The organism is Thermogutta sp. (assembly GCF_039793925.1).
Classification (GTDB): Bacteria; Planctomycetota; Planctomycetia; order Pirellulales; family Thermoguttaceae; genus Thermogutta.
In genome coordinates this window covers 117,466-142,436 of the sequence record NZ_JBAMME010000130.1, presented here as the reverse complement: position 1 = coordinate 142,436, position 24,971 = coordinate 117,466, and the positions used below count along the sequence as shown (strand labels likewise).

At 56.7% G+C, this 24,971-nt stretch carries 18 protein-coding genes; 8 read left to right on the top strand and 10 right to left on the bottom strand.

All coding sequences use genetic code 11. The features are described 5' to 3' along the window. Positions 1–70: 70 nt before the first annotated feature. The gene (gene acs / locus ABJK56_RS05340; RefSeq protein ID WP_347243629.1) at positions 71–2,020 is read right to left on the bottom strand and encodes an acetate--CoA ligase; all 1,950 of its coding nucleotides are present in this window, start codon (positions 2,018–2,020) and stop codon (positions 71–73) included. Positions 2,021–2,303: 283 nt separating this feature from the next. Between acs and ABJK56_RS05335 the strand changes: the two genes are divergently transcribed. Continuing rightward, positions 2,304–3,323: a TIM barrel protein gene (locus ABJK56_RS05335; RefSeq protein ID WP_347243628.1), complete on the top strand. Its 1,020-nt coding sequence runs from the start codon at positions 2,304–2,306 to the stop codon at positions 3,321–3,323. Positions 3,324–3,554: 231 nt separating this feature from the next. On the opposite strand, the gene ABJK56_RS05330 is transcribed toward ABJK56_RS05335, so the two are convergent. After that, positions 3,555–4,307 carry a hypothetical protein gene (locus ABJK56_RS05330; RefSeq protein ID WP_347243627.1) on the bottom strand — a complete coding sequence of 251 codons (753 nt, stop codon included), beginning with the start codon at positions 4,305–4,307 and terminating at the stop codon, positions 3,555–3,557. Between the two features lie 540 nt (positions 4,308–4,847). Here ABJK56_RS05330 and rdgB point away from each other — a divergent pair. Both rdgB and ABJK56_RS05320 read left to right on the top strand, forming a co-directional pair. Beyond that, the gene (gene rdgB / locus ABJK56_RS05325; protein ID WP_347243626.1) at positions 4,848–5,471 is read left to right on the top strand and encodes an RdgB/HAM1 family non-canonical purine NTP pyrophosphatase; all 624 of its coding nucleotides are present in this window, start codon (positions 4,848–4,850) and stop codon (positions 5,469–5,471) included. A gap of 187 nt (positions 5,472–5,658) precedes the next feature. After that, complete coding sequence (locus tag ABJK56_RS05320) at positions 5,659–7,539, top strand: peptide ABC transporter substrate-binding protein (RefSeq protein WP_347243625.1); 1,881 nt, start codon at positions 5,659–5,661, stop codon at positions 7,537–7,539. A gap of 5 nt (positions 7,540–7,544) precedes the next feature. Here the strand turns inward: ABJK56_RS05320 and ABJK56_RS05315 are convergent, their stop codons facing one another. From ABJK56_RS05315 to ABJK56_RS05305, 3 genes are all read right to left on the bottom strand, one after another. Next, positions 7,545–8,603, bottom strand: coding sequence for a glycoside hydrolase family 99-like domain-containing protein (locus ABJK56_RS05315; protein WP_347243624.1), 1,059 nt, complete (start codon positions 8,601–8,603; stop codon positions 7,545–7,547). A gap of 160 nt (positions 8,604–8,763) precedes the next feature. Next, positions 8,764–11,385, bottom strand: coding sequence for a carbohydrate binding domain-containing protein (locus ABJK56_RS05310; RefSeq protein WP_347243623.1), 2,622 nt, complete (start codon positions 11,383–11,385; stop codon positions 8,764–8,766). Positions 11,386–11,498: 113 nt separating this feature from the next. Beyond that, complete coding sequence (locus ABJK56_RS05305; protein ID WP_347243622.1) at positions 11,499–12,839, bottom strand: Gfo/Idh/MocA family oxidoreductase; 1,341 nt, start codon at positions 12,837–12,839, stop codon at positions 11,499–11,501. 202 nt (positions 12,840–13,041) lie between these two features. Between ABJK56_RS05305 and ABJK56_RS05300 the strand changes: the two genes are divergently transcribed. Beyond that, positions 13,042–13,884 carry a sugar phosphate isomerase/epimerase family protein gene (locus ABJK56_RS05300; protein WP_347243621.1) on the top strand — a complete coding sequence of 281 codons (843 nt, stop codon included), beginning with the start codon at positions 13,042–13,044 and terminating at the stop codon, positions 13,882–13,884. A 144-nt stretch (positions 13,885–14,028) separates the two neighbouring features. Here ABJK56_RS05300 and ABJK56_RS05295 read toward each other — a convergent pair whose 3' ends face one another. Then, positions 14,029–14,718 (bottom strand): PEP-CTERM sorting domain-containing protein, encoded by a 690-nt coding sequence (locus ABJK56_RS05295; protein ID WP_347243620.1) that lies wholly within the window; start codon positions 14,716–14,718, stop codon positions 14,029–14,031. Positions 14,719–15,209: 491 nt separating this feature from the next. Between ABJK56_RS05295 and ABJK56_RS05290 the strand changes: the two genes are divergently transcribed. Next, positions 15,210–16,382 (top strand): trypsin-like peptidase domain-containing protein, encoded by a 1,173-nt coding sequence (locus ABJK56_RS05290; RefSeq protein WP_347243619.1) that lies wholly within the window; start codon positions 15,210–15,212, stop codon positions 16,380–16,382. A gap of 5 nt (positions 16,383–16,387) precedes the next feature. On the opposite strand, the gene ABJK56_RS05285 is transcribed toward ABJK56_RS05290, so the two are convergent. After that, positions 16,388–16,972, bottom strand: coding sequence for a hypothetical protein (locus tag ABJK56_RS05285; RefSeq protein ID WP_347243618.1), 585 nt, complete (start codon positions 16,970–16,972; stop codon positions 16,388–16,390). Positions 16,973–17,051: 79 nt separating this feature from the next. Continuing rightward, complete coding sequence (locus ABJK56_RS05280) at positions 17,052–18,413, bottom strand: Gfo/Idh/MocA family oxidoreductase (protein ID WP_347243617.1); 1,362 nt, start codon at positions 18,411–18,413, stop codon at positions 17,052–17,054. Between the two features lie 414 nt (positions 18,414–18,827). Here ABJK56_RS05280 and ABJK56_RS05275 point away from each other — a divergent pair, with 414 nt between their 5' ends. Then, positions 18,828–19,577: a sigma-70 family RNA polymerase sigma factor gene (locus ABJK56_RS05275; protein ID WP_347243616.1), complete on the top strand. Its 750-nt coding sequence runs from the start codon at positions 18,828–18,830 to the stop codon at positions 19,575–19,577. Further along, on the top strand, positions 19,570–20,535 hold the full coding sequence (locus ABJK56_RS05270; RefSeq protein ID WP_347243615.1) for a hypothetical protein: 966 nt from the start codon (positions 19,570–19,572) through the stop codon (positions 20,533–20,535). Before ABJK56_RS05275 ends, ABJK56_RS05270 begins: the two co-directional genes overlap by 8 nt. Here ABJK56_RS05270 and fmt read toward each other — a convergent pair. Continuing rightward, a complete protein-coding gene (gene fmt / locus ABJK56_RS05265; RefSeq protein WP_347243614.1) occupies positions 20,528–21,565 on the bottom strand; it encodes a methionyl-tRNA formyltransferase in 1,038 nt (345 codons plus the stop codon). The two genes, ABJK56_RS05270 and fmt, sit on opposite strands and share 8 nt — an antisense overlap. Positions 21,566–21,933: 368 nt before the next feature. On the opposite strand from fmt, the gene ABJK56_RS05260 reads away from it, so the two are divergent. After that, on the top strand, positions 21,934–23,322 hold the full coding sequence (locus tag ABJK56_RS05260; RefSeq protein WP_347243613.1) for a DUF1598 domain-containing protein: 1,389 nt from the start codon (positions 21,934–21,936) through the stop codon (positions 23,320–23,322). Positions 23,323–23,357: 35 nt separating this feature from the next. Here ABJK56_RS05260 and ABJK56_RS05255 read toward each other — a convergent pair whose 3' ends face one another. Then, the gene (locus ABJK56_RS05255; protein ID WP_347243612.1) at positions 23,358–24,905 is read right to left on the bottom strand and encodes a deoxyribodipyrimidine photolyase; all 1,548 of its coding nucleotides are present in this window, start codon (positions 24,903–24,905) and stop codon (positions 23,358–23,360) included. Positions 24,906–24,971: the final 66 nt, after the last annotated feature.

The following is a 24,971-nucleotide window of genomic DNA, read 5'->3' as shown; positions in this document are numbered from 1 at the left end:
CGGAGGTGTGAATAGCGCTGCCGGCAGGTCCCTAATTCTGGGGCCGGTATGCAATCGGCAGACTGATGCATTATTCTTCGCCGGCACGCAGTCGGGCGAGGACGCTGTAATCTTCCAGCGTGCTCGTGTCGCCTACGGTCTCACGACCCGCTGCGATATCACGCAGCAGCCGCCGCATGATCTTGCCGCTCCGAGTCTTAGGCAGAGCGGTTGTGAAGCGGATATCGTCGGGGACCGCCAGCGGCCCGATTTGTTCCCGCACGTGCTTCTTCAATTCCTGGCGCAGAGCGTCGGAGGGTTCATACCCTTCAGCAAGCGTCACGAAAGCGCAGATGGCTTCGCCTTTGATTTCGTGCGGACGGCCGACGGCCGCTGCCTCGGCCACTGCCGGATGGCTGACCAGGGCACTTTCGATTTCGATCGTGCTCAAGCGGTGACCGGACACATTGAGCACATCGTCGATGCGGCCCATGATCCAAATGTAGCCATCCTCGTCAATCCGTGCGTTATCTCCGGCCAGATATTTATGGGGCACATCGGACCAGTATTGCCGTTTGTAGCGTTCGTCATCACCCCAGATCCCGCGGAGCATCCCCGGCCACGGTTGCGTGATGACCAACCAGCCACCGACGCCCACCGGCACCGGTTTGCCGTCCTCGCTGACCACTTCTGGGACCACACCGGGCAGGGGGAATGTCGCGCTTCCGGGTTTCAGCGGTGTGCAGCCCGGCAGCGGAGAGATCATGATCCCGCCGGTCTCGGTTTGCCACCAGGTGTCCACGATGGGGCACCGTCCGCCACCGATCTTCTCGTAGTACCACATCCACGCTTCTGGATTAATACCTTCACCGACACTCCCCAGCAGCCTCAAGCTGGATAGGTCGTGCTTCTCTACATGCTCATCACCCCATTTGATGAACGTTCGGATCGCGGTGGGAGCCGTGTAGAGGATATTCACCTTGTACCGTTCGATAATATCCCACCACCGATCGTACGCAGGCCAATCGGGAGCGCCTTCATACATGACAGTGGTGGCACCGGCGGTGAGAGGACCGTAAACGATGTATGTGTGCCCGGTGATCCAGCCAATATCTGCCGTGCACCAATAGATATCCTCGTCGCGAATATCGAAGACCCACTCCATGGTCTTCTTAGCATAGAGGTTGTAGCCCGCCGTCGTGTGCTTAACACCTTTCGGTTTCCCAGTGGAACCGCTCGTGTAGAGAAGGAAGAGGGGCGCTTCACTGTCCATCGGTTCGGCCGGGCAGTTCGCCGAGGCATCCTTCATGAGTTCGTGCCACCAGAAGTCGCGGCCAGCTACCATGTTGATGTCCTGCCCCGTCCGCTTGAGGACAACGCACTTCTGAACGGTGGGGGACTTTTCCATGGCCCGATCGGCGTTTTCTTTCAGCGGGATGATCTTGCCGCGGCGCCATCCTCCGTCCGCCGTGATCAAAAGCTTGGCCTGGGCGTCGTTATTCCGTTCGGCCAATGCCTCTGCGGCGAAACCTCCGAACACCACCGAGTGGATTGCTCCAATTCTCGCACAGGCTAGCATGGCGATAGGCAATTCGGGGACCATCGGCATGTAAATGGAAACGCGGTCCCCCTTCTGAATTCCCAGGTTTTTGAGGACGTTGGCGAATTTGCATACCTCCCGATGAAGCATTTCGTATGTGAGGACGCGGACATCCCCCGGTTCGCCTTCCCAGATATAGGCGACCTTGTTGCGCCGCCATGTGTTCAGATGAGCGTCGAGGCAATTGTAAGAGACGTTTGTTTGGCCGTTTTTGAACCAGGTAGCGAACGGTTCGTTCCATTCCAGAACTTTTTCATACGGCTTGAACCAATGGAGCTCTTTGGCATACTCGCCCCAGAAGCCCTCTGGATCGTCTTTGGCCCGTTGCCACATTTCACGATATTGTTCCATAGATTTTATGCGGGCCTTTGCCGAAAACTCGGGTGGCGGCGGAAATACCCGGGTTTCCTTCATCACATTAACAATCCCGGCTTGCGACATGAGCTGCACCTCCCTTCCGCATTGGTTCGGAAGAATGACCAAGAATTCAACACCACCACACTGATCAATTCCGCTTGATTCTAGGAGTGAAGAAAACGGCTGTCAATAATGGCGTCCGCTTCGCGAGGGGGTTGTCACGCCTACGAGGGTCCACCACAATAGCACCATCCGGCGGTCGTGCGCGAGACCCTTTGCGGGCAAACGCGCAGTCAGGGCGAGGTGCGAAGTTATTGTGACACATCTGGTTTTTCGCGCAGTTAACAAAGGAGACGAGGAACTAACCATGGCTACGGGTGTGCCTCCCCGAGTGATTCTCTCCGGATTTGCCGACGAAGCCGCGATCAATAAAACTGCCGTCGAGCAGTTTGTCGCTTTCTCGGCCCTCGGGCTGTCCTATTACAGTATCCGTTTCATCGATGTCGGCCAGGGTGTGAAGAACGTGATGAAACTGACGCCCGATGAGGTAAAAGAGGTGTGTCAACTTCAGAAGGATTATGGTTTGCAGGTGTCCTCACTGGGCTCGCCGATCGGCAAGATCAAGCTGAAGGATGTAGAGGATGGGACGAAAAACGTTTACGTCCCGTTTGACAAGTATCTTCAGGAGGATGTCCGCCGGGCGTGCGAACTGGCTCAAACCTTGGGGACCAAACTCATTCGCGGCTTTTCTTTCTACCATCCAAAGGGAGAGGATCCCCACCCGTACCTTAACGAAGTCATCGATCGATTGGGCAGGATTGCGGACGTGTGTCGGGATGCTGGGTTGATTTTCGGCTTGGAGGTGGAAGCGAATCTGGTCGGACAGAATGGTTATCTGCTTGCGGAAATCTACCAGAAGTTACAGCATCCGTCGCTGGTTCTCGTTTTCGACGGCGCCAATCTTGTTGTGCAGGGATACACGGCCGCCGAGATTTACGACCAGTACCTCGCCATGAAGCCGGGCCTCGGATGGATGCACATTAAGGACTATCGGCGGCCCCAACGTGATGCGAAAGGGGGCCATGTGGACGAGGACATGCTTAAGAACTTTGTCCCTGTTCACCTCGGTGACAGCGGTCACGAAGTCATCTTGCGCGATTTCGCTTCCTATATTCCCGAGTTGGAGGCCCGCCTTCGCCCGTTCGGTGTGCCAGGCGTCTTCTTGGACCTGGAGCCACACGTGAAAGGTGGCGGCCAGTTCGGCGGATTCAGTGGGCCGGACGGAATGGGCGTCGCTCTGCGGAGTCTCTGCCGCCTCCTTGACTATGTGGGAATCGGCTATCATCTGCGAGATTTCGACGATATCCGCGCTGCTCGGGGATTCTGACGTGCTCTGCGAGTGAGCAAAGCGGGATACCGCGGAGAAACGTTTGAAGGAGAGGCAGTTCCAACGTGGACTCCACTTTTTGAAGGGAGGGCAGCCCGACTTGCTTACGTTATACGGGTTCCCGCTAATTGGCGAATGATGTGGCTTTGACGGCAAAAAAGGCGTCAAACGGGGTAGCCGCTTGACGCCTCCATTTGTTTTATTTTGGCAAGCTGTACCTAGCCAAACGGTTCAGGTGGCGAAGGGATTCTCGTTGGCGGGGGGTTGTGCAGGCGGTTGAGGAGCCCGTTGCGGGGGTGCGGCCGGAGCGGGTTCCGTGCTGAAGGGATTCTCTTGCGCTGGAGCCGGGGGAGCGGCTGGCTGCTGCGGCGGGGAAGCCGGCGGAGTTGCTTGCGGCGCTGGTGGTGTGGCCGCGGGAGCTTGTGCTGCCGGCTCCATTGGGGCGGGCGGTGCGGGTTGCGCGGCAGGTTGTGCCGGGGAAACTTCGGCGGGCGCACTCACCTGAGGAATGCCCACTGGTGGCGCGGAGCGGTCAAGCACCCGGGCCTCTTCCCGTCGCAGCTCTTCGTAGCGTGCTCGCCGCTGTTTTTCCAACTCCATCATCACTGTCAGTCGGGCTTGCGTCCGGTATTCCTCGATAAGAAGTCGCTGACGTCCCTGAATCCGTTGCAAGGCCCGACTCACGTTAAAGAACTTCGTGGCAGATTTCATCTCCAGTTCGGCCCCCTTTTTGAAGTCCTCCTTCGCCTCATCTTCTCGCCCCAGTTGGAGATAGGTGAGGCCGCGAAAATAATAGCAGCGAGGATCGTCACTCCCATTCTCGATGGCGGAGTTAAAAGCTTCGAAGGCGCCGGAATAATCCCGAGCAAAATACTTATGCACGCCTTGACCGTAGAGCTGACTGAGAATGCTGTCCTGCGCCATCAGTGATGCGGCACCGACAGCAAACGCTGCCGCGAGCCCACAAAGGATTGTCCGTAACATTGAACTCACTCCCGAGGCAGAATAATTCCCACAATTAACCGGTGCCAAACGCCCACATCCTGTCCGAACAGTGATCCCTTCGGTTGCTTTCTTCCAGACGCAGCTCACTGCACCCGCTCGGGCGGTGTCGCCACATCCCAGCCACCCGTTGCCATCGGGAAGAAAACCCGACCCTCACAAGTCTAAAGGCCATCGTAATTAGGAAAATAGGGCCTTTCAAGTCTCTCCCGACATTTGCACAGTCTTGGAAGAAAGGATAACGCGGATAGGATAATCCTACCGAAGCAAGATTGCAAGCACCCGACTGGCTCGCGGTCTCGTTTTCATGTGATGGTAGGACCTGTTCGACTCCCATCGCCGATGTCTGCTCCCAGGGGCAGGTTCTGTTACCATGAGAGAAAACGTAAGGGCGACGCGCCCCCAATTTGTCATACCGAACAAAATTTGGCAAAAATGTATTTTCTGATTTGGCGGATTCGGTGATCTGCGAGCGACTGTCACAATGGGCACTGTCAAGCAACACAAAGTTGTGAAACAGGTATGACACCACCCACAGGCGTTTTGGGCACAGGAAACAACCATAAGGTGCGAGAGCTTCAAGAGCTTCTCGCCGACACTCCGGTGGTCTGGCGATCCCTGGCAGAGTTTTCTGGAATTCCGGAAGTTGAAGAGACGGGAAAGACTTTTGCGGAGAACGCCCGCCTTAAAGCGGTGGGCTATGCTCGGGCCATCCGACAATGGGTGCTTGCAGAGGATGCCGGACTGGTGGTGGATGCGCTGGGGGGAGAACCAGGAGTTCTGTCCGCGCGGTACGCCGGCGAACCACGGGACGACCGAAGAAATATTGAACTCTTGCTCCAGCGGCTGAAAGACGTTCCCACTGAGCGCCGGACCGCTCAGTTCGTCTGCCACATGGTCCTGGCGGACCCAACCGGAGAGATTGTGGCCGAAGCGACGGGAGTGTGTCGCGGAAGAATCACTGATGCCCCGCGGGGTGTGCACGGATTTGGCTACGATCCGGTGTTTGAAATTCCTGAGTATCACCGGACATTTGCCGAGCTGGGGCTTGCGGTGAAAAGTTGTCTCAGCCACCGGGCCCGCGCCGCACAGGCCATGGTGAACCACATCAGACGCCTGGTAATGTCAGGCCGTTGGGGTGGCTAATGAAGACCATGGACAACCCGAACTTCTTGGAGAACTCATTGGTGGAACACGTCGCTTGGAAGACGAGCTCTGCTGGAATGGGGCACCGGCTGGCAGGTCCGGGAAAACTGTCGGGAAACATAAAAGTCACCCTCCGGCATGAGTTTATAGGTAGTTTTGACAACATCTCTAAATTCCCCAGCATAGTATGACTGGCCGATTCATCGTCGCCTATGGTGTGATTGTCCTTGGGGTGATCGGTTTGGTTTGGGCATTCTGGAGGCCCGGAGAACCGCCAGCAGATTTTTCCTTCTGCAACGGAACGGAAATCAAAACGGTTGACCCAGCCCTTGTGACCGGCCAGCCGGAGGGCAGGGTGGTTTGGGCGATTTTTGAAGGGCTGACCACCTACGACCCCAAAACGTTGGCGCCCCGTCCGGGGGTGGCTGAAAGTTGGGAGATTTCCGAAGACAAAAGGGTCTACACATTTCATCTTCGCAAGAACGCTTACTGGTCGGATGGCACGCCGATAACGGCGGAGGATTTTCACTGGTCTTTCCGCCGCCTCCTCCATCCGGAAACGGCCTCGGAATATGCCTACGAGTTGTGGTACGTGGTCAATGCGGAAAAGTACACCTCTGGCCAGGTCCAGGTGGGTGATCCCGTCGAGATCGAACTGGAAGAAAAGCCGCCGGGAGCCCGCCCTTACGCATCCGGTGTGATTCTTCGAGGCAGGATCGTCGCCATTGAACTTGGGCCGACCGGAACGAACGAGAATCAAGCTGAGACATCGCCGGTTTATGTGGTGGAGATTAATGGCCGCAAAGAATATTTTCAGAAACCCGAGCGAGAAGGCCAGCCACCGCGCGATCCGCGCGCACGTGCTTATCGGTGGTTACTTTTCGACTTTGAGCATGTGGGGATCAAGGTGCTGGATCGGTTCACGCTTCAGATGACACTCAACCATCCGGTACCGTACTTTCTTCAAATCATTGGATTTTTTCCGATGATGCCGGTGCCACGGCACTGCGTTGAAAAATACGGTTATCCTGCCTGGACCAAACCGGAAAATATCGTCTCGAATGGGCCATTCATGCTCCAGTACCGCCGGATTCGCGATCGGATTCGTTTGGTGAAGAATCCATGGTATTGGGATCGCGAAAATGTTCGGCTGAATACAGTCGACGTGCTGGCCGCAGAATCGGCTATCACGGGGCTCAATCTGTACATGACCGGTGCTGCCGACTGGATTCCCGTGGTTCCCAACGAAGTTGTGGGAGAACTCTTGCGACAGAAGCGAAGCGACTTTCAGCCTGCCCCCTATCTGGCGGTGGAGTATTACATCGTCAATACACGTCGGCCGCCTCTGGATGATCTCCGGGTACGTCGGGCTCTGGGCCTGGCCATCGACAAACGGGAAATCATTAACCGAATTCTTCAAACCGGCCAGGAGCCTGCCCTAAGCTTTGTTCCCTCGTCGATTGCGAAGTACATACCCTACCAGCCACCGCAGATGCCGGACTACGATCCCGCAGCGGCTCGCCGGCTGCTTGCCGAGGCTGGATATCCCGGTGGCAAGGGCTTTCCCAAGATCGAAATCCTTTACAACACGCACGAATCGCATCAGGCGATTGCCGAGCTTGTTCAAGCGCAATGGAAAAGAAACCTGGGGATCAACGTGCGGCTTCAAAATCAGGATTGGGCCCGGTATTTAGCTAGCCGGCGACAGGGCGAATTTTGGGTGGCCCGGGCAGGGTGGATTGCTGACTATCTCGATCCGAATACTTTCCTGGAAATGATGACCACGGGCAATCCCAACAATCATGGACGCTGGAGCAACGCCGAGTATGATCGGCTTATTTCGCAAGCCCAGGTGGAAGTGGACGAACAGCGTCGATTGGCTTATTTTGGAGAGGCGGAAACAATCCTTCTTCAAGAGATGCCCATCTTGCCGCTCTATTTTCCCGTTACCCGAGCGATGGTTCGGCCGTATGTGCACGGATATTACGGCAACGTCCTTGACATTCATCCTTTGAAAAGTATTTGGGTGGACGTTTCCAAAAAGGGAAGGGAACGAGACGTCCACTGACCGTGTCAGACGCGTCTGATGAACCGCGCCGTCATCTTCTGGGTCAATTCGAGATACTTCCGCCCGTGTTCCACTGACGGCTCAATCTCGCTGCCTTCGTGCCACTCGTTCCAGGAAGTGATGAGAACCCAGTCCGGCTCGGCAGCAATGGCAGCTTCCCATTGAACTATGTAACTTTGCCCTTCGTAGCGTTCGACTTTGAGACCGGGTTTACGGATCTTGGTGTCGTCGTATCCCGGGATGACTGTGAGGGAACTGATTCGACCGGCATCCCGGGCGAGCTTGACCCAGCGTGGGAAAGTTTCGGCGCACCAGCTCTTCACCTCTTCGAGAGACTTGCCGCGGAGGTGCCCGGCCGTGTTATAGGTATGGAGGCCGTCGAAAACCTCCGCCGCTTTGGGAGAGAACTGGTCGCCCTGGAAAATCGCTCCTCGCTTGAAGGATTTGTTGACCGACTGGATGACGTCTGCCCAGGCCGCCACACCGATTTCGCCGACCGCTCGCCCGTAAATGAAGACGACCGGTTTTCCCTCGACCTGCAGCCAGGCCGGATGAGCAGCATATTTTTCCAGGAGCTGAACGATATCTTTGGCTGCACTTTCCGGCGTTTTTGCCTGGCCGGGAATCGTTTCGTAGTAGATGGTCACTGCCAGGCCATGTTTAGCGGAAATATCCAGAATCCGCGGCGTGGCCTGATCCTCGAAAGAGCCGTGTCCCCACCAACTGACGATCCAACCCGTTAGCCCGGCTTCCTTCGCCCACTGACAGTGCTGGTGAATAACCTTCGGGTCGTGGGAATCGTAGGGGCCAAGTTCCGGGTAATGGGTGCTCGAGCCAATCGTTTTGGCGTTCTCGTCAATGTCCCGCCAGTGACTCCACCGCCGGCTTCCCCCAGCCGCCGCGGGATTGCCGTACCATGGGTAGTAGAAGGCCAGCACGTGTCTTGAAATGTCTTGGTGGGAAACCGCAGGAGATTCAGCCGCCAGGCAGACAAAGCTACTGCGACCGAGCGCCAATGTGCCCAAAGCTCCCATCTGGCAGAGAAAGTCACGGCGTGTGTTCATCGTTCTTGCTCCTTGCACTTCTTACAGTCAATTGCGATGAAGAACTCTTGAGAGCGCCTCGGTGTCGTCGATGACATAGCCCACAGTCGCCGTTAAAGCTCAGCGCCTTCGCCATTCCGCTAGAGCAACGGCGGGTAGCAAACAGTTTGAAAGTAATTTGCTATTGAATTTCGATTTCGTACCACAATGTCTTGTACTGTGGCCCGATTTCGACGACGGCTGGATTACCCCCTGTGACCGGCACCGCACCGTTGGGTCGTCCCGCTTCGTCGAGTGCATAAACTCTCACGCGGTTGGCCGTAACCGGCAGCACAATTCGAGCCGGCACCCCTTCGCAGAGGATTGGTTCTTCGCCCCAGCGGCGTCCGACAGTGACGCGGTCGCCCTCTTTACGAAGGTCCCAGCCCGTGTTCTGGACCTTGCCCGTGGCAGCAAGCAGGATCCGACCAGGCCGATCGAATCCATCTCCTTTGATCACCGTAAGCGAAACGGTTGCCCAACCCAGTTCTGTGTTCCCAATCTGGACCTGAACGCCACTCAGATTAAACGTTCTCCCGGCAGGAAAACCTGTCACGAGTTTTGTTCTAGGCGAATTGACCAGAAACACACCGGCGCCGGGCTGAGAGACATCCCAGCAGATTTGCTGCGTGTCCGAGAGAAAGACCTTCTGTTCTGCGGATAGTGTGGGTGGTTCCACACTCTCGTCTGGCCCTTTCAATGCCATCGCTACCCGGTGGAGCAAACTCAAGTTGGAAGGAATACCGAGGCGGTCTGCGGTGAGCGTCCAAGGATTGAGCGTCTCCCGGAGGATGGATTGCTCCTTTTCACGGGTCATGCCCACCACCACAGCCTGTCTGGCGGGTTGCACATCGCCCCGGTAGAACATCGCGACGCACGCAGGCATGTGAACGAGTTTGGTCACCTCGCTTTTGATGTCGAAGAAACCTGTGATTTTACGTGGTTCGTAATCTCGACTGTGGCTGTATGTGAAACTGAAGATGCCATCCCAATCCTGGAAGGCCCCAAAAGCCGCGATCATGGGAAACCCTTCCGCTGCATACTCGTTGGGAGCCGGGTGGTTGTACTCACTCACGGTGAACGGAAAACCGTCCACGCGGCGATTGGCGAGTCCGGAAAGCGTGCCTCCCGGATGATTGACCAGGGGCACATTGCGCACGTACCAGTTTTCGGGATCCCATGGTCGGCCGGGAAAAACGGGATGCTGCCAGTACGCATGGGCGTCGATGTAATCCAGCCCGGCTTGAATGTGAACCGGACTGTAGGAAAGTTGCGTTCCTGCCACGAGCGGTTTCAGTTTGAGCTCCTCCTTCAGGAAGCGATACATATCCCACCAGTAGTCGCGTTCGAGGTCCCACAGGAAGTCGGCAAAGTCGGCTCGGGCGGCAGCGGTCATCTGGGGGCCGCGGGCAGGCACAATAGGAACCGTCTCATCGACGAGGGATTGCCCCTCCTCGAGGCCGATGACCCCACCAGGCCGAAGCGACACATCTGCCAGTTCGTACGTCCCGGGGCGCAATTGACTGAACGTGATCCGAGCATTGGGATCATCGCGATCTGCCACAAAACTGAGACGGTATTCCTTCCACTCTGTTGAAGTCTGAACATCCGCAGAAAGGCCAAGCCGTTCCCATGGATCATGGCTCATCATGCAGTTCACGTCGATGCGGCCGGGCTTGTCGGTTTTGAGCCAGAATCGCAGGGTGTACACCTGGCCCTTCTTGACTGGGAAACCACCCTGGCTCAACTGGGGAATCCAGGACTGTTGACCGTTGCGGATGACCCGCAACCGCAAGGCGGGTTTGCCCTGAAAACCGTTTGGGACAACCTCGGCGACGACCTCCGAGAGATTGTCACGCTGAAGACTCCATACCTTTTCCCACTGTCCGGAAAAGTCGCGATTTTTCAAGATTTCCTCGCCGAGGGGCTGTCGCTGGGCATTCCAGGCCTTGCGGAGGGCCTCGTCACTGCCATATTTCTTTTTCAGCCAGGCGTTCCACAGCCTGCGAAGCTGGCTGGCATACGGATCGGGTAAGTGATCGAACGCTCCTTTGCGGTACTCGTCAAAAGCAGCGTTTTCATTGTTGATCTCGACCATCGCGATAGCGGGCTCGTTGATGTACGCTGTGCCAGTGTAGGGATTGACGTGCGTGAGCAAGTCCCGGGCATATTTCTTCTGGTACTCAATCATCCGGGGTTCAAAGTTGTCGATCCCCTTGTCGTAATTGGGCAGGCCCTCCACGGCGGGAAAGCCCTCGGCGGGGCCAAACTCACGAGACACGTGCAGGTTGATGTTGGTATAGATTCCGTGCAGCTTTAACTGATAAATGAGGTAGTCCAGCTTGTCCAGCATTTCGGGATCAATCGTCAGTTTGTTGGGGCTTTTACCCCAGATATGACGATTGTCCATGTGATGCATTCGCACACAGTTGATTCCCAGGCTGGCGAGACGCCTGGCAAGGCGTTCCGCCTCTTCCTTGGTAGGAAAACAGGCTTCAAAACAGAGGTTGGTGGCCCATAGCCGGAGTCGCCCGCCGTCTGTGACAAAGTGCCCATTCTCTGCCCGGATAAATCCGTGTTTCCCAGCAGGACGGTCAAGCCATTCTGAAATGTTCGTAATGCTCTCCGTCGGCTCATAGCTCAAAACAAACGGGAAAAGCTTTCCTGACGCCCCTGCTTCTTCTCCCCGGGAAATCGATGTCCAGAAAGACAGTGTGCAAAGCAAGAGAACCAGCAGGGAGTGGCACAAGACATTTGGCCTCATGGTGGGACCTCTCCTTCGGTGCAGAAGTTGAGTCAACACTGTGTGGATGTGGAACGCCACCTTTCCGGCACCACGCCCGGTTGCAAGGTGTGTCATTGGACCTTGATTATAAATTACAAACTCCAGCCCTGGCGATACGGTGGATTGAGGAGGGCGTTGGCTTCCTCGGAGTTGCTAAACCGCAGTTTTTCGGCATCCCAGAAAAGCTTTTTCTGGGTGCGGATAGCGATGTTGCCCATGAGCACTACGGCAGCCAAGTGGGCCGCATGGTCGACAAAATTGCTTCCCGGAGCCGGGCCACCTTTGCAGGCCTGAATCCATTCCTCGTAATGTCCCGGCGAACGGGGGAGCATCTTGGGCGGATCCCCCACTTCTTTGGCGCGGGATTCCGGCAGCAGGCGATCGCCCCACAACATCCCCTCGTCACCAACGATGAGTGTACCGTCGCCGTCAAAGATGTTTTGATCGCCCAGCGCCTTAGGGATCGGCGGCATCATTCCGCCATCATACCATCGCAGCACGATTTCGGGTCGATCTCCTTCCGGTGGGAATACGTAGGTGACGATTGAAGCGATGGGCGCTGTTTCCCGGGTGATTTCTGGCGGGGCGCTCCAATGCGTGGAACAGGCTTCCACAGACACCGGCCACTTCAGCTTCAAAGCTTTGAATGCCGCGGAAAGATTGTGACACCCGATGTCTCCAAGCACGCCGGTGCCAAAATCCCACCAACCCCGCCATGCAAAGGGATGGTAGCACGGATGGTAAGGACGTTCCGGGGCGGGTCCCAACCACAGGTCCCAGTTCAGGTAATCGGGCACAGGTGGCGTCTCCTTGGGGCGGGGGATGCCTCGTGGGGAAATATCGGGCCGGCGATTGGACCAGGAATGGATTTCCCGGACCTTGCCGATTGCCCCGGACCAGATGTACTCACAGATGCGTCGTGCTCCCTCGGAGGCCTGACCCTGGTTTCCCATCTGCGTGGCTGTCTTGGCCTGGGCAGCCAGGTCCTTGATGACCAGGGCTTCACCCACGCTGTGGGTTAACGGTTTCTGACAAAACACATGTTTGCCCAGCTTAAGTGCCATGGCCGTCACCACGGCGTGATTGTGGTCGGGAGTCGCCACCATTACGGCGTCGATGTCCTTTTGCTCCTCCAGCATCTTGCGGAAATCTGCATAGATTTTGGCGCCGGGATACTGGCTGGCCACCTGCTCTGCAAACCGGCGGTCCACATCACAGATGGCTACCACGTTTTCCGTCTTCGCCGCCTGCGCAATATCATGTCGTCCCATTCCCCCAACACCAACTGCTGCCACATTCAGCCTGTTATTTGCGGAGGGCTGACCTGGCTCGAGTCCCAGCGTTTTCGCTGAGACGTACATGGCGACGGCTGCGGCGGAACCCGTGGTCAAGAAACTCCGGCGGGACACAGTGGTGGGATGCGTGTGGGCCATAGCGTCGTCTCCCGTAAAAAAGTGTGTTGCACGTGTTGATTCGGCAGGCGACAGCATTGTACTGGAGGCTATTCCCGAAAGAAAGCCACTGAGACGCTCCCCCTTTGCCAATGCAACCATCATGTGGTTATGATGAGGGGGCGTTTGGACTCGTTACCAAGAAGAGGTGTTGGATGTGGTGAATCGCGAGGAGGAGACAGCTATGGGTCTGACACGTCGCGAGTACCTTAAGCTAGGCGCTGCAGCCGCCGTGACTGCCGCGGCGACGAAAGTATCCTTTGCAGGATCGGAGCGCAAGAAGATCCCCGTCGGTGTTCAACTCTATTCCGTTCGCCAAGACGCGGCTAGGGATTTGCCGGGCGTCCTCAAGGCCATCAAAGAGATGGGCTACGAAGGCGTCGAATTTGCAGGTTACTACGGGCATGACGCCAAAACGATCCGCAAGTGGCTGGATGATAATGGCCTGAAGTGCTGTGGAACGCACACGGGCTGGGACACGCTTCAGCCCGACAAGCTGGAGGCCACTATTGAGTTCAATCAAATGATTGGCAACAAGTATCTCATCTGCCCGTGGCTGAACCCCGCCGAGTTTGCCGCCAGCAAAGAAAAAACAATCGAATTCGCCAAGCGGTTCAACGAGCTGGCGGAAAAGGTGAAGGAAAAAGGTATGCTCGTGGGCTATCATGCACACGGGGGAGACTTCAAGAAACTCAATGGCGAAACGGCGTGGGAGATCTTCTTCAGCCACACTGTTCCCGACGTTGTCATGCAAATGGACATCGGAAACTGCCTGGGCGGTGGCGGGGATCCGTATGCAATTCTTGAAAAATTCCCCGGCCGGGCGAAGACTATTCACCTGAAAGAGCACGGGGGACCGCAGGGGGCTGTCATTGGGGAAGGTGAGGTGAAGTGGGATTGGATTCTGCACTTCTGTGAGACGAAGGGCGGAACCGAGTGGTACATAGTCGAGCAGGAAAGTTATGCGGTGCCACCGTTGGAGGCCATTCGAAAGTGCCGGGAAAATCTACGGAAAATGGGCGTATGAGTCTCCTAGCTCAATCGTCATTTCTCTTCCATGAAGATTGAGCACGCCAAAGAAATGAAAAAAGCCCAGGGATCGTCAATCGTCCCTGGGCTTACTTTTTGCCTGGCTCGCTCAATTGCATTAACGGAGGCCGATGGAGCTCTTTCAGGTAGCCCGAATCCTTTTACGCCCTCTGAGGATTGCTAAGGCACCCGCGCCACCGGCCAACAGAACCAGCACCGAGGGTTCCGGGATCGGCTCGATGCTGTATCCCAGCCGACGGATGAGGATATCTTGGTCAATGGATTTGCTTACATAGACTCCCCCAGCCACGACCTTTTTGATTTGCGGGCTGGAAAGGGAAATCTCCACCGTCTTCCAATCTTCGAAGTTTTGCAGGTAGACCCACTCGTTCCAGATCAGGTTGTTCGAGGCATCGAAGGCGAGGATGAAGCCGATCTCATCCGGGCTCGGTCCTCCAGAAAAGTCGTTGCGGTAAAAATCCATGGCGACGTAAGAGACCGGACTGTCGAAAACGGCCTGGAGGTTAGCCCATTTCCCCCGCCACGCAACCTGATCGATGTTCACCGGTGGCTGAACATGCCAGCCGAAAAAGTGAATCGTGCTGGGATAATGTCCTTTGTCATCCACCAGTGCAAGAACTCGGCCATCCGGGGGGTTCTGACTGGTGTTTCCCAGCACTGCTGTGAGTGTGACGAACGGGGGGGTTATTTGTGATCCTATCGGGTAATCGTCGGGATTGACCCACACAATTGCCGCGTCTGCAATCTGGCTGCCCCACAAGCTTAGGGCCCAAACGAAAGCCAACAACCCCAGGACTCGATACGCTCTCATCGTTTTTCTCCTAAAGCCTCTGCAACTCTGTTCCGGAATGTTTTCTGCCCATCTAACTAAGTTTACGCACACTGCGCTTCGACACTAACTAACCCATATTACCAAGGCACGCATCTGCGAATCAAGTGAAATTTCTAGTTTTGCAATGTTTACTATATTTGAGAAAAGTGACTAGTATACTTGGGGGGTATCACTGTCCAGACGATTGCCGGCGCCCTGGCCCTCATTGAGATTTGACGAATTTCAGCGAGGAAAGTTCCCCTGGACGAGTGGGCACAGTTGCGGGGATTTCCTAAACACCCAGTTTATCTTGGTCTCAAGCACACACTCTCCGTCTACCCTACGCGCTTTCCGAGAATGGCACTTTCCACGCTGAATCGGAATAGCTCTCGGGCGAGGCTCATTTTCTCGCCGATGGGCGTTGTATATTTAAGGGTGGCCCACAGAAAACCGGGAAATCGACTCGGGAGTCCGATCTAATGATAAGTAAGATGATCAGAAAAAACATCGTTTGGAATTTTATTGGATTTGCGGTCGCATTGACCGTGGTGGTTTGTCAGGCTCGGGCGCAAGAAACCGGCCGAGTCAGGACTATCACTGTGGCGGTTGATCGTTACGGCCCAGTGGATCAGCAGATCCGAGCTGAATTACAGCAGCAGTTGGCCGACACGGTGAAAATTCTTCAGGCGCAGGCGAACGCTACGCGTCTCATCGCAAAGCTAATCGGACCGGCCGTGGTGCATATCGAAGCAGAGGTTCTAGGCCGGCGTGCCCTTCAGCATGGTGCTGCCCGGCCCGTGGAAGAGGCCGGTTCCGGCATCATCGTCAAATTAGCCGGCAAGACGTGCGTCTTTACCAATCGCCACGTTGTCGCCGGGGCATCTCCAGATAACGTGCGGATTTCACTCGCCGATGGGCGTATCATTCAGCCGTCAAAAATCTGGTCAGATCCGGAAACGGATGTGGCTGTGATGGAGGTTAGTGTGGAGGACGTTGTTGCGGCCCCGTTGGGCAACAGTGACGAGGTGGAGATCGGCGATTTCGTGCTGGCATTCGGAAGTCCCTTTGGACTGAGCCACTCCGTTACGTTCGGCATTATCAGTGGGAAAGGGCGACGGGATCTCGACCTTGGTGACTCCAACGTCCGGCTGCAGGACTTTCTCCAAACCGACGCGGCCATTAACCCGGGAAACAGCGGGGGACCACTGGTCAACCTCAATGGCGAGGTGATTGGCATCAACACGGCCATTGCCAGCAGTTCCGGCGGGAATGAAGGTGTGGGCTTCGCGATTCCTATCAATACATTTCTGTTCACGGCCAAACAACTTGTGGAAAAGGGAGCCGTGACGCGGGCATTTTTGGGGGTCACACTAGATGCCCGGTTCGATTATCAAGCTGCGCAGCAGGCAGGTTTACAACAACTTGTGGGGACGCGGGTTGTGACGGTCACGCCCGACTCGCCGGCCGCCAAAGCAGGGCTCCGGCCTGGCGATATCATCCTACGTATGGATGGCAAGCTCATCGAAAACGATGCCCACCTCATCACGCTTGTTAACATGAGTGAGGTGGGCAAAGAAGTGACGCTTCAAGTTCTAAGAGACGGCCACATCTTGGATGTCAAGGCCGTCCTAGTAGCTCGTCCGCAAAGTCCTACCCAGGGGTAAACGCCCTACGCATCACGTCCGACGGGTTTTACTGCGGTGGTCTTGCGCGGGACGAGCTTCGGGCAGGGCGGTTCATCAATGGCGATGCCACACTTACGCAGTGAGCAGGCGATGGCCGTCCTGTGTTCACCCTGCGACTGGGCGAATCCTGCCTTGAGGACGCCAATTGCGTTGGGGCCGGCAACGCGTTGCAAGGCCATCCGTACGTCTTCACCGAGGTCGGCATCAAGGAGCAATGGCAAAGCCGACGCCTGATCGATCTCCTCATCCTTGATGATCTCTGACAGCATCCATACGATATCGCGTCGGAGCTGAACGGGAAGCCGAGTATCGCCCACCATTTCGCCAAGGGTTTCCACCACGGGACGGCGAAATTCTTCTCGTCCGGGCGCTCCGACGTAGCGAACAATCTGCCACATACCACGGTTCGCCGCGCGGGAGATTTCCAGCTCTCCTGTAGTGGCAAGATCCGCCAGGGGACGGAGGGCGCTGGCGCCGAGGGGCCCCGCGGCAAGCCAGGCATCACGTCGGACAAACGGATCCGACGATTTGAGCAGCTCAATCAGTTTCTCAACCGTCAGTTGTTCCATTGTTCTTTCCCCTTATCTCTCGCTGTGCTGTTGGTTTTCGAGTCGTAAACCAAGGGTGATTTTTGATCACCTGTTCCGATTACAGATGGTAAGGGTGACGTTGGGGACGCACCATCAGGCGTCGCGCTTGCTCGTCACCGATAATCTCTTGTTTGACTGGATCCCAGTGCAGCTTTCGCCCCAGCATGTAAGAGAGATTTCCCAGGATGCAGAGGAAGGCGACTCCCACACCAGCTTCAACGTTCATGATCGTTTTCTTGCCGATGCGGATACCTTCGAACCAGTCTTCGAAATGGCCGGGGCTTTTGTAGACATCCTTGGCGCCTGGTGGCGGAACCCACTCGCGAACCTTCTTTTCCACCCAGGTCCCCCCATCACCGCCCCAGTGAACCATGGTGCCTTTCTCACCCCGATAGACGGCGCCGTAGCCCGGCCGGAGGATTTTGCCGCCGGGTTCTTTCCCCGTGCGTTCCTCCGGCGGTACGGGTTCGCCAGGCTGGTTCCACGTGAGAATCCAGTCAGGATTCTTAAAAACGTAGGTAACTTTCATCTCCACACAGGAATCCCAAAGACCTTCTTCAGGGGGAGTTCCCGTGGCTTCGACTTCCACGGGACCTGTACCATCCGCTCCGAGCCACCACATCGCGCAGCTCATGACATGGGCTCCGCGGTCACGAATCTGTCCGCCACCCGATTCCAATAGCCAGCGAAAGACCCCGTGCAGATACCGCTTGTTGTAGGGTCGCCAGCGCAGCGGGCCGAGCCACAAATCCCAATCCAACTCCGGCGGCGGGTCGGAATCGGGGGTGTGGCTTTTATCGACGGGGCTCGGGTAATGCCAGCAATCGACGCGATACACCCGCCCAATGTTCCCATTGACCAGATATCGATGAGCCAGGTACGCCTCAGGTTGCGACCGGCCCTGCGACCCAATCTGGCTGGCGATCTTATTCCGCCGGGCCGCCTCGATCATGGCCTTGCCTTCTTCGATGGTGCAGCAAGCAGGTTTCTCGCAATAGATATGTTTGCCACATTCCGCAGCATGCACGAATTGCACGCCGTGCCAGTGATCAGGTGTTGCGATCACCACGGCATCCACGTCTTTCCGCTCAAGGATGTAGCGATAGTCGCGGTAGACATCGGCCTGGGGACCAACAATCTTGGATGCCTCTTCAAGTCGCTTGTCATCGACATCGCACACGGCCACATGCTCACACAAGCCGGCTTCCCGGAGTCCTCTCATTTCGCCGTACAGCCCTCGTCCCCTGCCGCCCATACCGATATGGGCAACGCGGATTCGCTCATTCGCGCCGGGCTTGCCGTTGGATGCAAGGGCTCGGGGTGAGATTAGGTCCGGAATGGCCGCAGTTCCGGCTGCCACACCGAGGCCTGCCGTTTTGAGGAAGTCGCGGCGCTTCACTCTGTTTTGATGGCCAGGCATTCCAAGTCCTCCATTAAAAGAACATTTGCTTTCTGGGGAAGGCTCGTCCCTTTGGTGGAAACGCCGCAACTACTTTAGTCGATAAAATACCCCTCCGCAACAACCGAAACAGCTTGCGCGTGCCCCTCTTTCGGGGGTCCGTTCCTGGGTCGGTCGACAAGCAACACCCACGGAATTCCGTGGGCAACCGCGGGCGGAAGGTTTTTGGCGGCCGTCCGACCTGTATTTTGGTCGCCTGGTCGGAATTTCAGTTATTAGCGTAAGTCATTGTTGCGAAATAACTTGCTTGTGCATCTAAGATTTCCCGGGCGAGGCAGCATTCAAATTGGCCCTGCATTTGCTTTAGGAGAGGCAGCCCTCTCAAAAATGGCCCGCCGGAAATGAACTTAGCGCTTCTTGGCAGGAGTGTGTACAATGATCTGTGTCCGAAAATTTCGCAAGCGAGCTCGTTCGGTTCTCCGCCGTCGCGGACGGTTGCCGAACGTATTCTCTCGAAAAGCCGTAATGAAAATGGACGCGCTCGCTGGACAGCACGATTGGGAAGGTCAAGGGCCTCCCCGGCCGGAGTGGTCGGACGAAGACCTCATTCGCGAGTACCAGATGACCGGTTCTCCGCAGGCATTTGAGGAGCTGGTCCGCCGGTACGAACGCGAATTGTTCAATTACTTGTGCCAATACTTGCGCGATCCGGAAATGGCCGAGGACGCCTTCCAGGCTACTTTTCTTCAGGTGCACCGCAAGTGTCATCAATTTGATGCAGGGCGACGGTTTCGCCCGTGGTTGTATGCAGTCGCCACAAACCAGGCTATTGATGCACAGCGCCGGAGCCGGCGTCATCGCTTGGTGAGTTTGGATCAGCGAACCTTTGGCCAACTGGCCGAGAATGAATCGGGTGCTCTGGTGGACATTGTTGAGGGGACGGAGCTTGACCCCGGAGAACGACTTGAGCTCAGCGAACGTAAAGAGGATGTACGACAGGCAATGGAACAGTTGCCGGCTGCTCTGCGGGAGGTGATCCTTCTGGTGTACTACCAGGGCCTCAAGTACCGAGAGGCCGCGGAGATTCTGAATATTCCGGTGGGGACTGTCAAAAGTCGTCTGCATTCCGCAATTCGTAAACTCGAACACCATTTGAAGCTTCCTCAGTCGCCAAGCCATGCCTGACCATCTGGAAGCCCAGTTAATCGGCTACCTCCTCAATGCCCTGGAAGAAGAGGAGCGCGAGCAACTGGAAGCGGAATTGGCTCAGCGGCCAGGATTACGGCGGCGTGTCCGACAGTTAAAGGAGTTTTTCGAAGTTCTCGACAAAACCCGGGAAGACTGGATACCACCGGCCCGTTTGGTCGCCCGTACCTGTGCCCTGGTCGCTCGGGAACGCGAGTGCCAGGCTCGGCAAAATGGGCGGGGCGGTGCGGCAGTGATATCTGCCAGCTCGCGGAGCGCGTCCGAAGTGGGCCGACGCTCAGGCAAGTTCGGCTTCCAATGGGCACCGCTGGGCGACTATTGGGCGGGCGAGCGGTCTTCGTGGTCGCTTCTTGATCTTCTGGCCAGTTGTGTCGTCGGTTTCTTGTTGGCGGCCCTTCTGCTTCCTGCTCTGGTGGAGACTCGATTCCACCATCAGGTTGTCGCCTGCCAGGAAAACCTTCACCGTCTCTACACCGCGCTGGGTCATTACCACACGCTTTACCCGGAAGTGGGTCTGGCCGCGATAAGTAGTGGGCAAGATGTCCCGGCATCCGGTGTCACCTTGGTTTCCCTGCAACATTTCGGTTACGTGCCGCAGTATTGTCCGGGTTGGTCCGTGAAAAAAGTGGGGCAAGACGCGCAGGGATCAACCGAGGTCGCCAACCGTGCAGCTCAATGGGGATATGCATGTGTCCCGCTTTGCTTGAGTCCTTCCTCGGCACAAATTAATGGCGAAGTGGGCGGTCTTCCCACCACGGTCATTTGGCGTGATGCACGCGTGTTCGGCGTATGTGGGAGTCGGTCGTGGAACCACATGGGAAGGGGAGAGAACTGGTTATTCGCCGATGGCCACGTCCAGTTCGTTCCCCAGTCTGCTGTGGTGACCTGGGAACGTACCTCTCTTCAGTCGGTGGTCGAGCAGGTCTCCATCAAGTGACTTCTGAACGTCCCTCATCAACCTCAACCGTATGCTGCGCGGTGTTTTCTGAGCCGGCGGATGGAGTGAGTTTGGAAGGTTCTTCCGGAGGCCCGAAGCGATCTCCGGGTTGGAGTCGGTAACCACGCAGGAACTCGTCGGCCGACATCATGCGTTTCCCCGCGGGTTGCAGTTGTGTGATTACGACTCCGCCCTGGCCGGCGGCCACCACGATCCCTGATTTGTCGGCCCTGACGACCGTCCCAGGCTGGGCTTCCGCCGGGATTTCGCTGGTCGTGGAAACAGGGCCCAGAATGATTTGGAGTGGGGGCTTGTCCGGCCGGTGCCAGTAGGTGAACGTTTTAGGCCAGGGTTCCATAGCTCGCACCTGATTACGAATGGCATCCGCAGGCCGAGTCCAGTCCACTAGACCATCGGATTTTTTCAGCCGGGGCGCCCGGGAAGCCTGACGAGGATCCTGGGGCAGGGCCTCCAGGAGTCCCGCTTCTAGGTTGTCCAGGGCTCGGCGAACAAACCAGGCGCCCAGCTTGGCGAGCCGCTGTTCGAGTTGAGGGGCCGTTTCATCGGGGAGGATTTCGATCTCGCCCTGGGCTATGATGGGCCCGGCATCGACCTGCGGGGTCATGTGGATGACGCTCACCCCGGTCGTTTTTTCACCGTGATAAATGGCCCAATTGATCGGCGCTGCACCCCGATATTTGGGCAGTAAAGAAGCATGGAGGTTGATCCCCCCCAATCGCGCTGTGGCGAGTGTCTCAGGGGCTAGAATTTGTCCATAGTCGCAAACGACGAGTAAGTCGGCGTCCTGGCTGGCCAGAAACTCTCGAGAAGATGGAGCGTTGATGTCCTCGGGATCGAAAATCGGTGTGCCGTGTGCGAGGGCGATTTCCCGGAGCGGACTGGGAGGAACTGGTTTTCCCCGGCGAACGAGCGGGGCGGTTACCAAACACACCACCGAGTGATGGGTGCGGTAGAGTTCCTCAAACGTGGGAACGCCGAACGGACCTGTACCAATCATGATCAGCCGCATCAGACCGCGCCGCCTCTATCTCGAGAGTTACCGCGCCGCTGGGAATCGGAATTTCTTATTGTTTCGTGGGATGCCACAAGGTGTCCAGTCATCAGTCTGAAGGGGGAGCGGCGAATAGGGTGGGGACGTTTTTCCGACGGAACGAGCGGTCTGTGGATAAATCCACGGCGCTTGCTTGCTTTGCCTATGTTGCCCAATTATTATCGAGTATGATCCCAGGTGAGGGCCACTCGCGGCGAACGGTTTGGGGTTCTGGAACTAAACAAGGCAACGCGGTCTCTAAACCATTTGGGCTGCTGTTATCCGATCGTTTGCCGGATTGATACGACTTTTTGGGTGCGTTAGCACTAATGATGGAGAGGAGTCTCATGTATCGCTCAGCTTTTCGTGCAGGCCTGGTGTTGAGCATTGTCCTGCTCCTATCCTGGGGTGGGCTCGTCGGCAGAAGTTTGGCCCAGCAGAATCAGAACGCCGGCATGGCAGGCGTGGTCGTGAGCCCTGATGGTGTGCTCCGCACACAGGTGGTTTCTGATCCGACCGGCCAAATGATGCGGGACAGGATTGCGGCCGCCCGCAGTACCCTCCCTCCCGACATTGCCCGCTTCAGCAAATTGCGGAAAGTTTCGCTTCCGCGATTGGAACGGGCGATCATCCGCCAGCAAGGGGCGTTGTCCGATGAGATGAAGTATCTGGCTGGCTTACAGCGGATTCGCTATGTGTTCCTTTATCCGGAAAGTGGCGACATTGTATTGGCCGGGCCTGCCGAAGGTTGGGTTGAGGATCCGACCGGGCATGTGGTGGGACTGACAACAGGCCGGCCTGTGATTCAGCTCCAGGACCTGGTGACAGCATTGCGGGCGTATCCGCCGGATGGTGAAGGACCGGCTGTCATCGGTTGCTCCATCGATCCGACTCAGGAAGGACTCGCGCGGATGCAGGAGTTCTTGCGGAGCATGGGGAGCTTTTTCCCGCCCGGAAGGGAGCAAGAAGTGGCGGCAAGAATGGTAGCGGGTGTCAAGCAGAGCTTGGGTATGCATCAGATCACGATTATGGGAGTGCCGCCGGATACACATTTTGCCCATGTTTTGGTAGAGGCTGACTATCGGATGAAATTGATCGGAATTGGTTTGGAGCGGCCTCCGGTCCGATTGGTGAGTTTCGTCGATCGGGCCCTCTCCTCATCGGTGTCTTCCAATCAACTTTTCCGGTGGTACTTTGTTCCCGATTATCAATGCCTGCGTGTCACCGACGACGGATCGGCGTTGGAACTGGTGGGTGAAGGGGTCAAGTTGGTGGGCGAAGACGAACTTGTGACGGCGAGCGGGGAACGCAAGAGCGCCTCGGCAGCGAGCCTGGCCAGCAAGGCATTCACCACCAGTTTCACCAAGAACTACCCGCAATTGGCGGCCCGCGTTCCCGTGTATGCCGAATTGCGAAACCTCATCGATATGGCGGTGGTCGCAGCCTACATGCAGAAGCAGGACTATTACGGGCGGGCCCAATGGAAGATGGAATTTTTCCGAGATGAGAAGAAATTCCCCGTTCGCGTGTATCCCGCACCCAAGATGGCTGAGTCGGCTGTCACCGCTGTCATACGGCCTGGCCGCGTGAGCACACCGGTGGGTGGCGGGGTCCAGATCGAACCGGAGGAAGCCCTCCAATCTGAAAATCTGCTCCCCGATGAGAAAGGCGAGGTCCAGAAAACCAAACAGAGCGTCAAGGTTGACGTGCCCAACGATGTCTGGTGGTGGGATTGATTGAACGGGTCATCAAAAAGACGGGGAGCATCGGATCAACCGCCGGTTGCTGAGCCATATTTCTGAAGATAGGCGGTGAGGCGAAGTTTTCGCATTGCACTGGCGGTACTCATGTAACGCACGGTGCCGAAAATGGGTCTCTCGGGACCCCACGGGCGGTCATAACGGCCAAGGATCCAGCAGATTCCCGTGTAGGAGTTAGGATCACAGCCGTCCAGGGCGTATCGATCGTTTAACTCGATCATGGTCTCAAGTGCCGATTCTGGAGTGGGTGACCACTCCAGAATTTTTTTACCCCAGAGCATCCTCAGATAGTTGTGTATCCGTCCGTGCTCGCGCAGTTCGGTTTGGGCTGCGTTCCAGAGCACATCTTCGGTAGCAGAATGCGCCAATTGTGCCTCGGTGTACGTTTTGGGGCGGGGGTCGCTGTGATGTTTGGTGAGCGTCCGCCTCGCCCATTCCGGAAGAGAATTCCAGCACTTGTATTCCCGTTGGAAGGCACAGAAATTGAACCCAATTTCTCGCCACACCAGAAGTTGATCCAGGAATTCAGCCAATCCTGAAGGAAGCCCCCACCAGTTTTTCGTCGCATGCTTTTCGGCATCTGATAAACGATGATAGTTGTTCTTGCACCGGCCCAGCTCATCTGCGAGGTGGAAAATGTCGCGAACCAATTCGTGCGGGGAAATCACTCCGAAGTGAAGATAGCTGGACAAACCGCTGGTCGCTTCGGCATCGGGATGATTGCGCTGGCTGTCGTAATGTTCGATTTTGTGTGCCAGAAAATAAGTCCAGCGGGCATGGGCTGCCTTCGAACCGCCCCGCTCCCGGACAGGTGGTACGGCGTGATCTATCCACGCAAGATCAACGCTTGATGAACCTGCCAACAACTCTGGCACCTCTTCTGGGGTAACCGGCGGCCACCACTGCTCGTTCCCAATGGGTTGTGTTCGCTGCCATCGATCGGAGAGCGGTCTGGGATCAGGGAGTTGCCGCAGCCAATGGGGAAGAAGTTCCTGGACGACGCGGCGGAAACCTCGGGCGGTAGAAAAACATCTGGGATGAACCGCAAGGGGTAGCAGCCCGCAGGAATCGACCGCCTCCACTCGGCACTGTGCTCTCTCGCCCAATTGGTTGAGGAGCTGTCGGTAGTCGTGATAAGGAAACTCATCCACGATGAGAGCCGCGCAGTGCGATGCAGCGACAACAAGTCGCTCCAAGAAGCCTTCCCAGCTTCGGGGACAGCCTGCGACGAAATTCCGGCCCCATGCCGAGAGAGCACTGGCATGCTCGCAGACAGCATCCCACCAGAAATGCAAATGCCGGATGGTCAACCGCTGAAACGGGGCCAGCGTCTCCACAAGCAGCAAATGCGGGGAATGGCAGGCTTCCGCGATTTCGAGCGCCCGATCCAGAGCGAAATTCCAGCTCAAACGATGCTGGACGCCCATCCAGTAGAGAACCGGTCGCCCCGGTCGGATCGGTAGATCCCGCACTAGGCGAATCCGTTCACGCGGCACCGCGGAGGCGTGCCCCGGCCGGGGAAATTCGTTTCTTTTCGGACCGTTTTTGGAGAGTGACATCTTTTGTTTCATCGAAATCTATCAGGATTAATAGAGTGAGGAAAGACTGTCGCGAAAGCGCACCAG

Coding starts and splice junctions, on each gene's coding strand:
- ABJK56_RS05310 (WP_347243623.1), bottom strand. CDS start 11,385: ATGAGGCCAAATGTCTTGTGCCACTCCCTGCTGGTTCTCTTGCTTTGC.
- ABJK56_RS05275 (WP_347243616.1), top strand. CDS start 18,828: ATGATCTGTGTCCGAAAATTTCGCAAGCGAGCTCGTTCGGTTCTCCGC.
- ABJK56_RS05300 (WP_347243621.1), top strand. CDS start 13,042: ATGGGTCTGACACGTCGCGAGTACCTTAAGCTAGGCGCTGCAGCCGCC.
- ABJK56_RS05335 (WP_347243628.1), top strand. CDS start 2,304: ATGGCTACGGGTGTGCCTCCCCGAGTGATTCTCTCCGGATTTGCCGAC.
- ABJK56_RS05320 (WP_347243625.1), top strand. CDS start 5,659: ATGACTGGCCGATTCATCGTCGCCTATGGTGTGATTGTCCTTGGGGTG.
- ABJK56_RS05295 (WP_347243620.1), bottom strand. CDS start 14,718: ATGAGAGCGTATCGAGTCCTGGGGTTGTTGGCTTTCGTTTGGGCCCTA.
- ABJK56_RS05270 (WP_347243615.1), top strand. CDS start 19,570: ATGCCTGACCATCTGGAAGCCCAGTTAATCGGCTACCTCCTCAATGCC.
- rdgB (WP_347243626.1), top strand. CDS start 4,848: ATGACACCACCCACAGGCGTTTTGGGCACAGGAAACAACCATAAGGTG.
- ABJK56_RS05280 (WP_347243617.1), bottom strand. CDS start 18,413: ATGCCTGGCCATCAAAACAGAGTGAAGCGCCGCGACTTCCTCAAAACG.
- ABJK56_RS05290 (WP_347243619.1), top strand. CDS start 15,210: ATGATCAGAAAAAACATCGTTTGGAATTTTATTGGATTTGCGGTCGCA.
- ABJK56_RS05330 (WP_347243627.1), bottom strand. CDS start 4,307: ATGTTACGGACAATCCTTTGTGGGCTCGCGGCAGCGTTTGCTGTCGGT.
- acs (WP_347243629.1), bottom strand. CDS start 2,020: ATGTCGCAAGCCGGGATTGTTAATGTGATGAAGGAAACCCGGGTATTT.
- ABJK56_RS05260 (WP_347243613.1), top strand. CDS start 21,934: ATGTATCGCTCAGCTTTTCGTGCAGGCCTGGTGTTGAGCATTGTCCTG.
- ABJK56_RS05255 (WP_347243612.1), bottom strand. CDS start 24,905: ATGTCACTCTCCAAAAACGGTCCGAAAAGAAACGAATTTCCCCGGCCG.
- ABJK56_RS05315 (WP_347243624.1), bottom strand. CDS start 8,603: ATGAACACACGCCGTGACTTTCTCTGCCAGATGGGAGCTTTGGGCACA.
- ABJK56_RS05305 (WP_347243622.1), bottom strand. CDS start 12,839: ATGGCCCACACGCATCCCACCACTGTGTCCCGCCGGAGTTTCTTGACC.
- ABJK56_RS05285 (WP_347243618.1), bottom strand. CDS start 16,972: ATGGAACAACTGACGGTTGAGAAACTGATTGAGCTGCTCAAATCGTCG.
- fmt (WP_347243614.1), bottom strand. CDS start 21,565: ATGCGGCTGATCATGATTGGTACAGGTCCGTTCGGCGTTCCCACGTTT.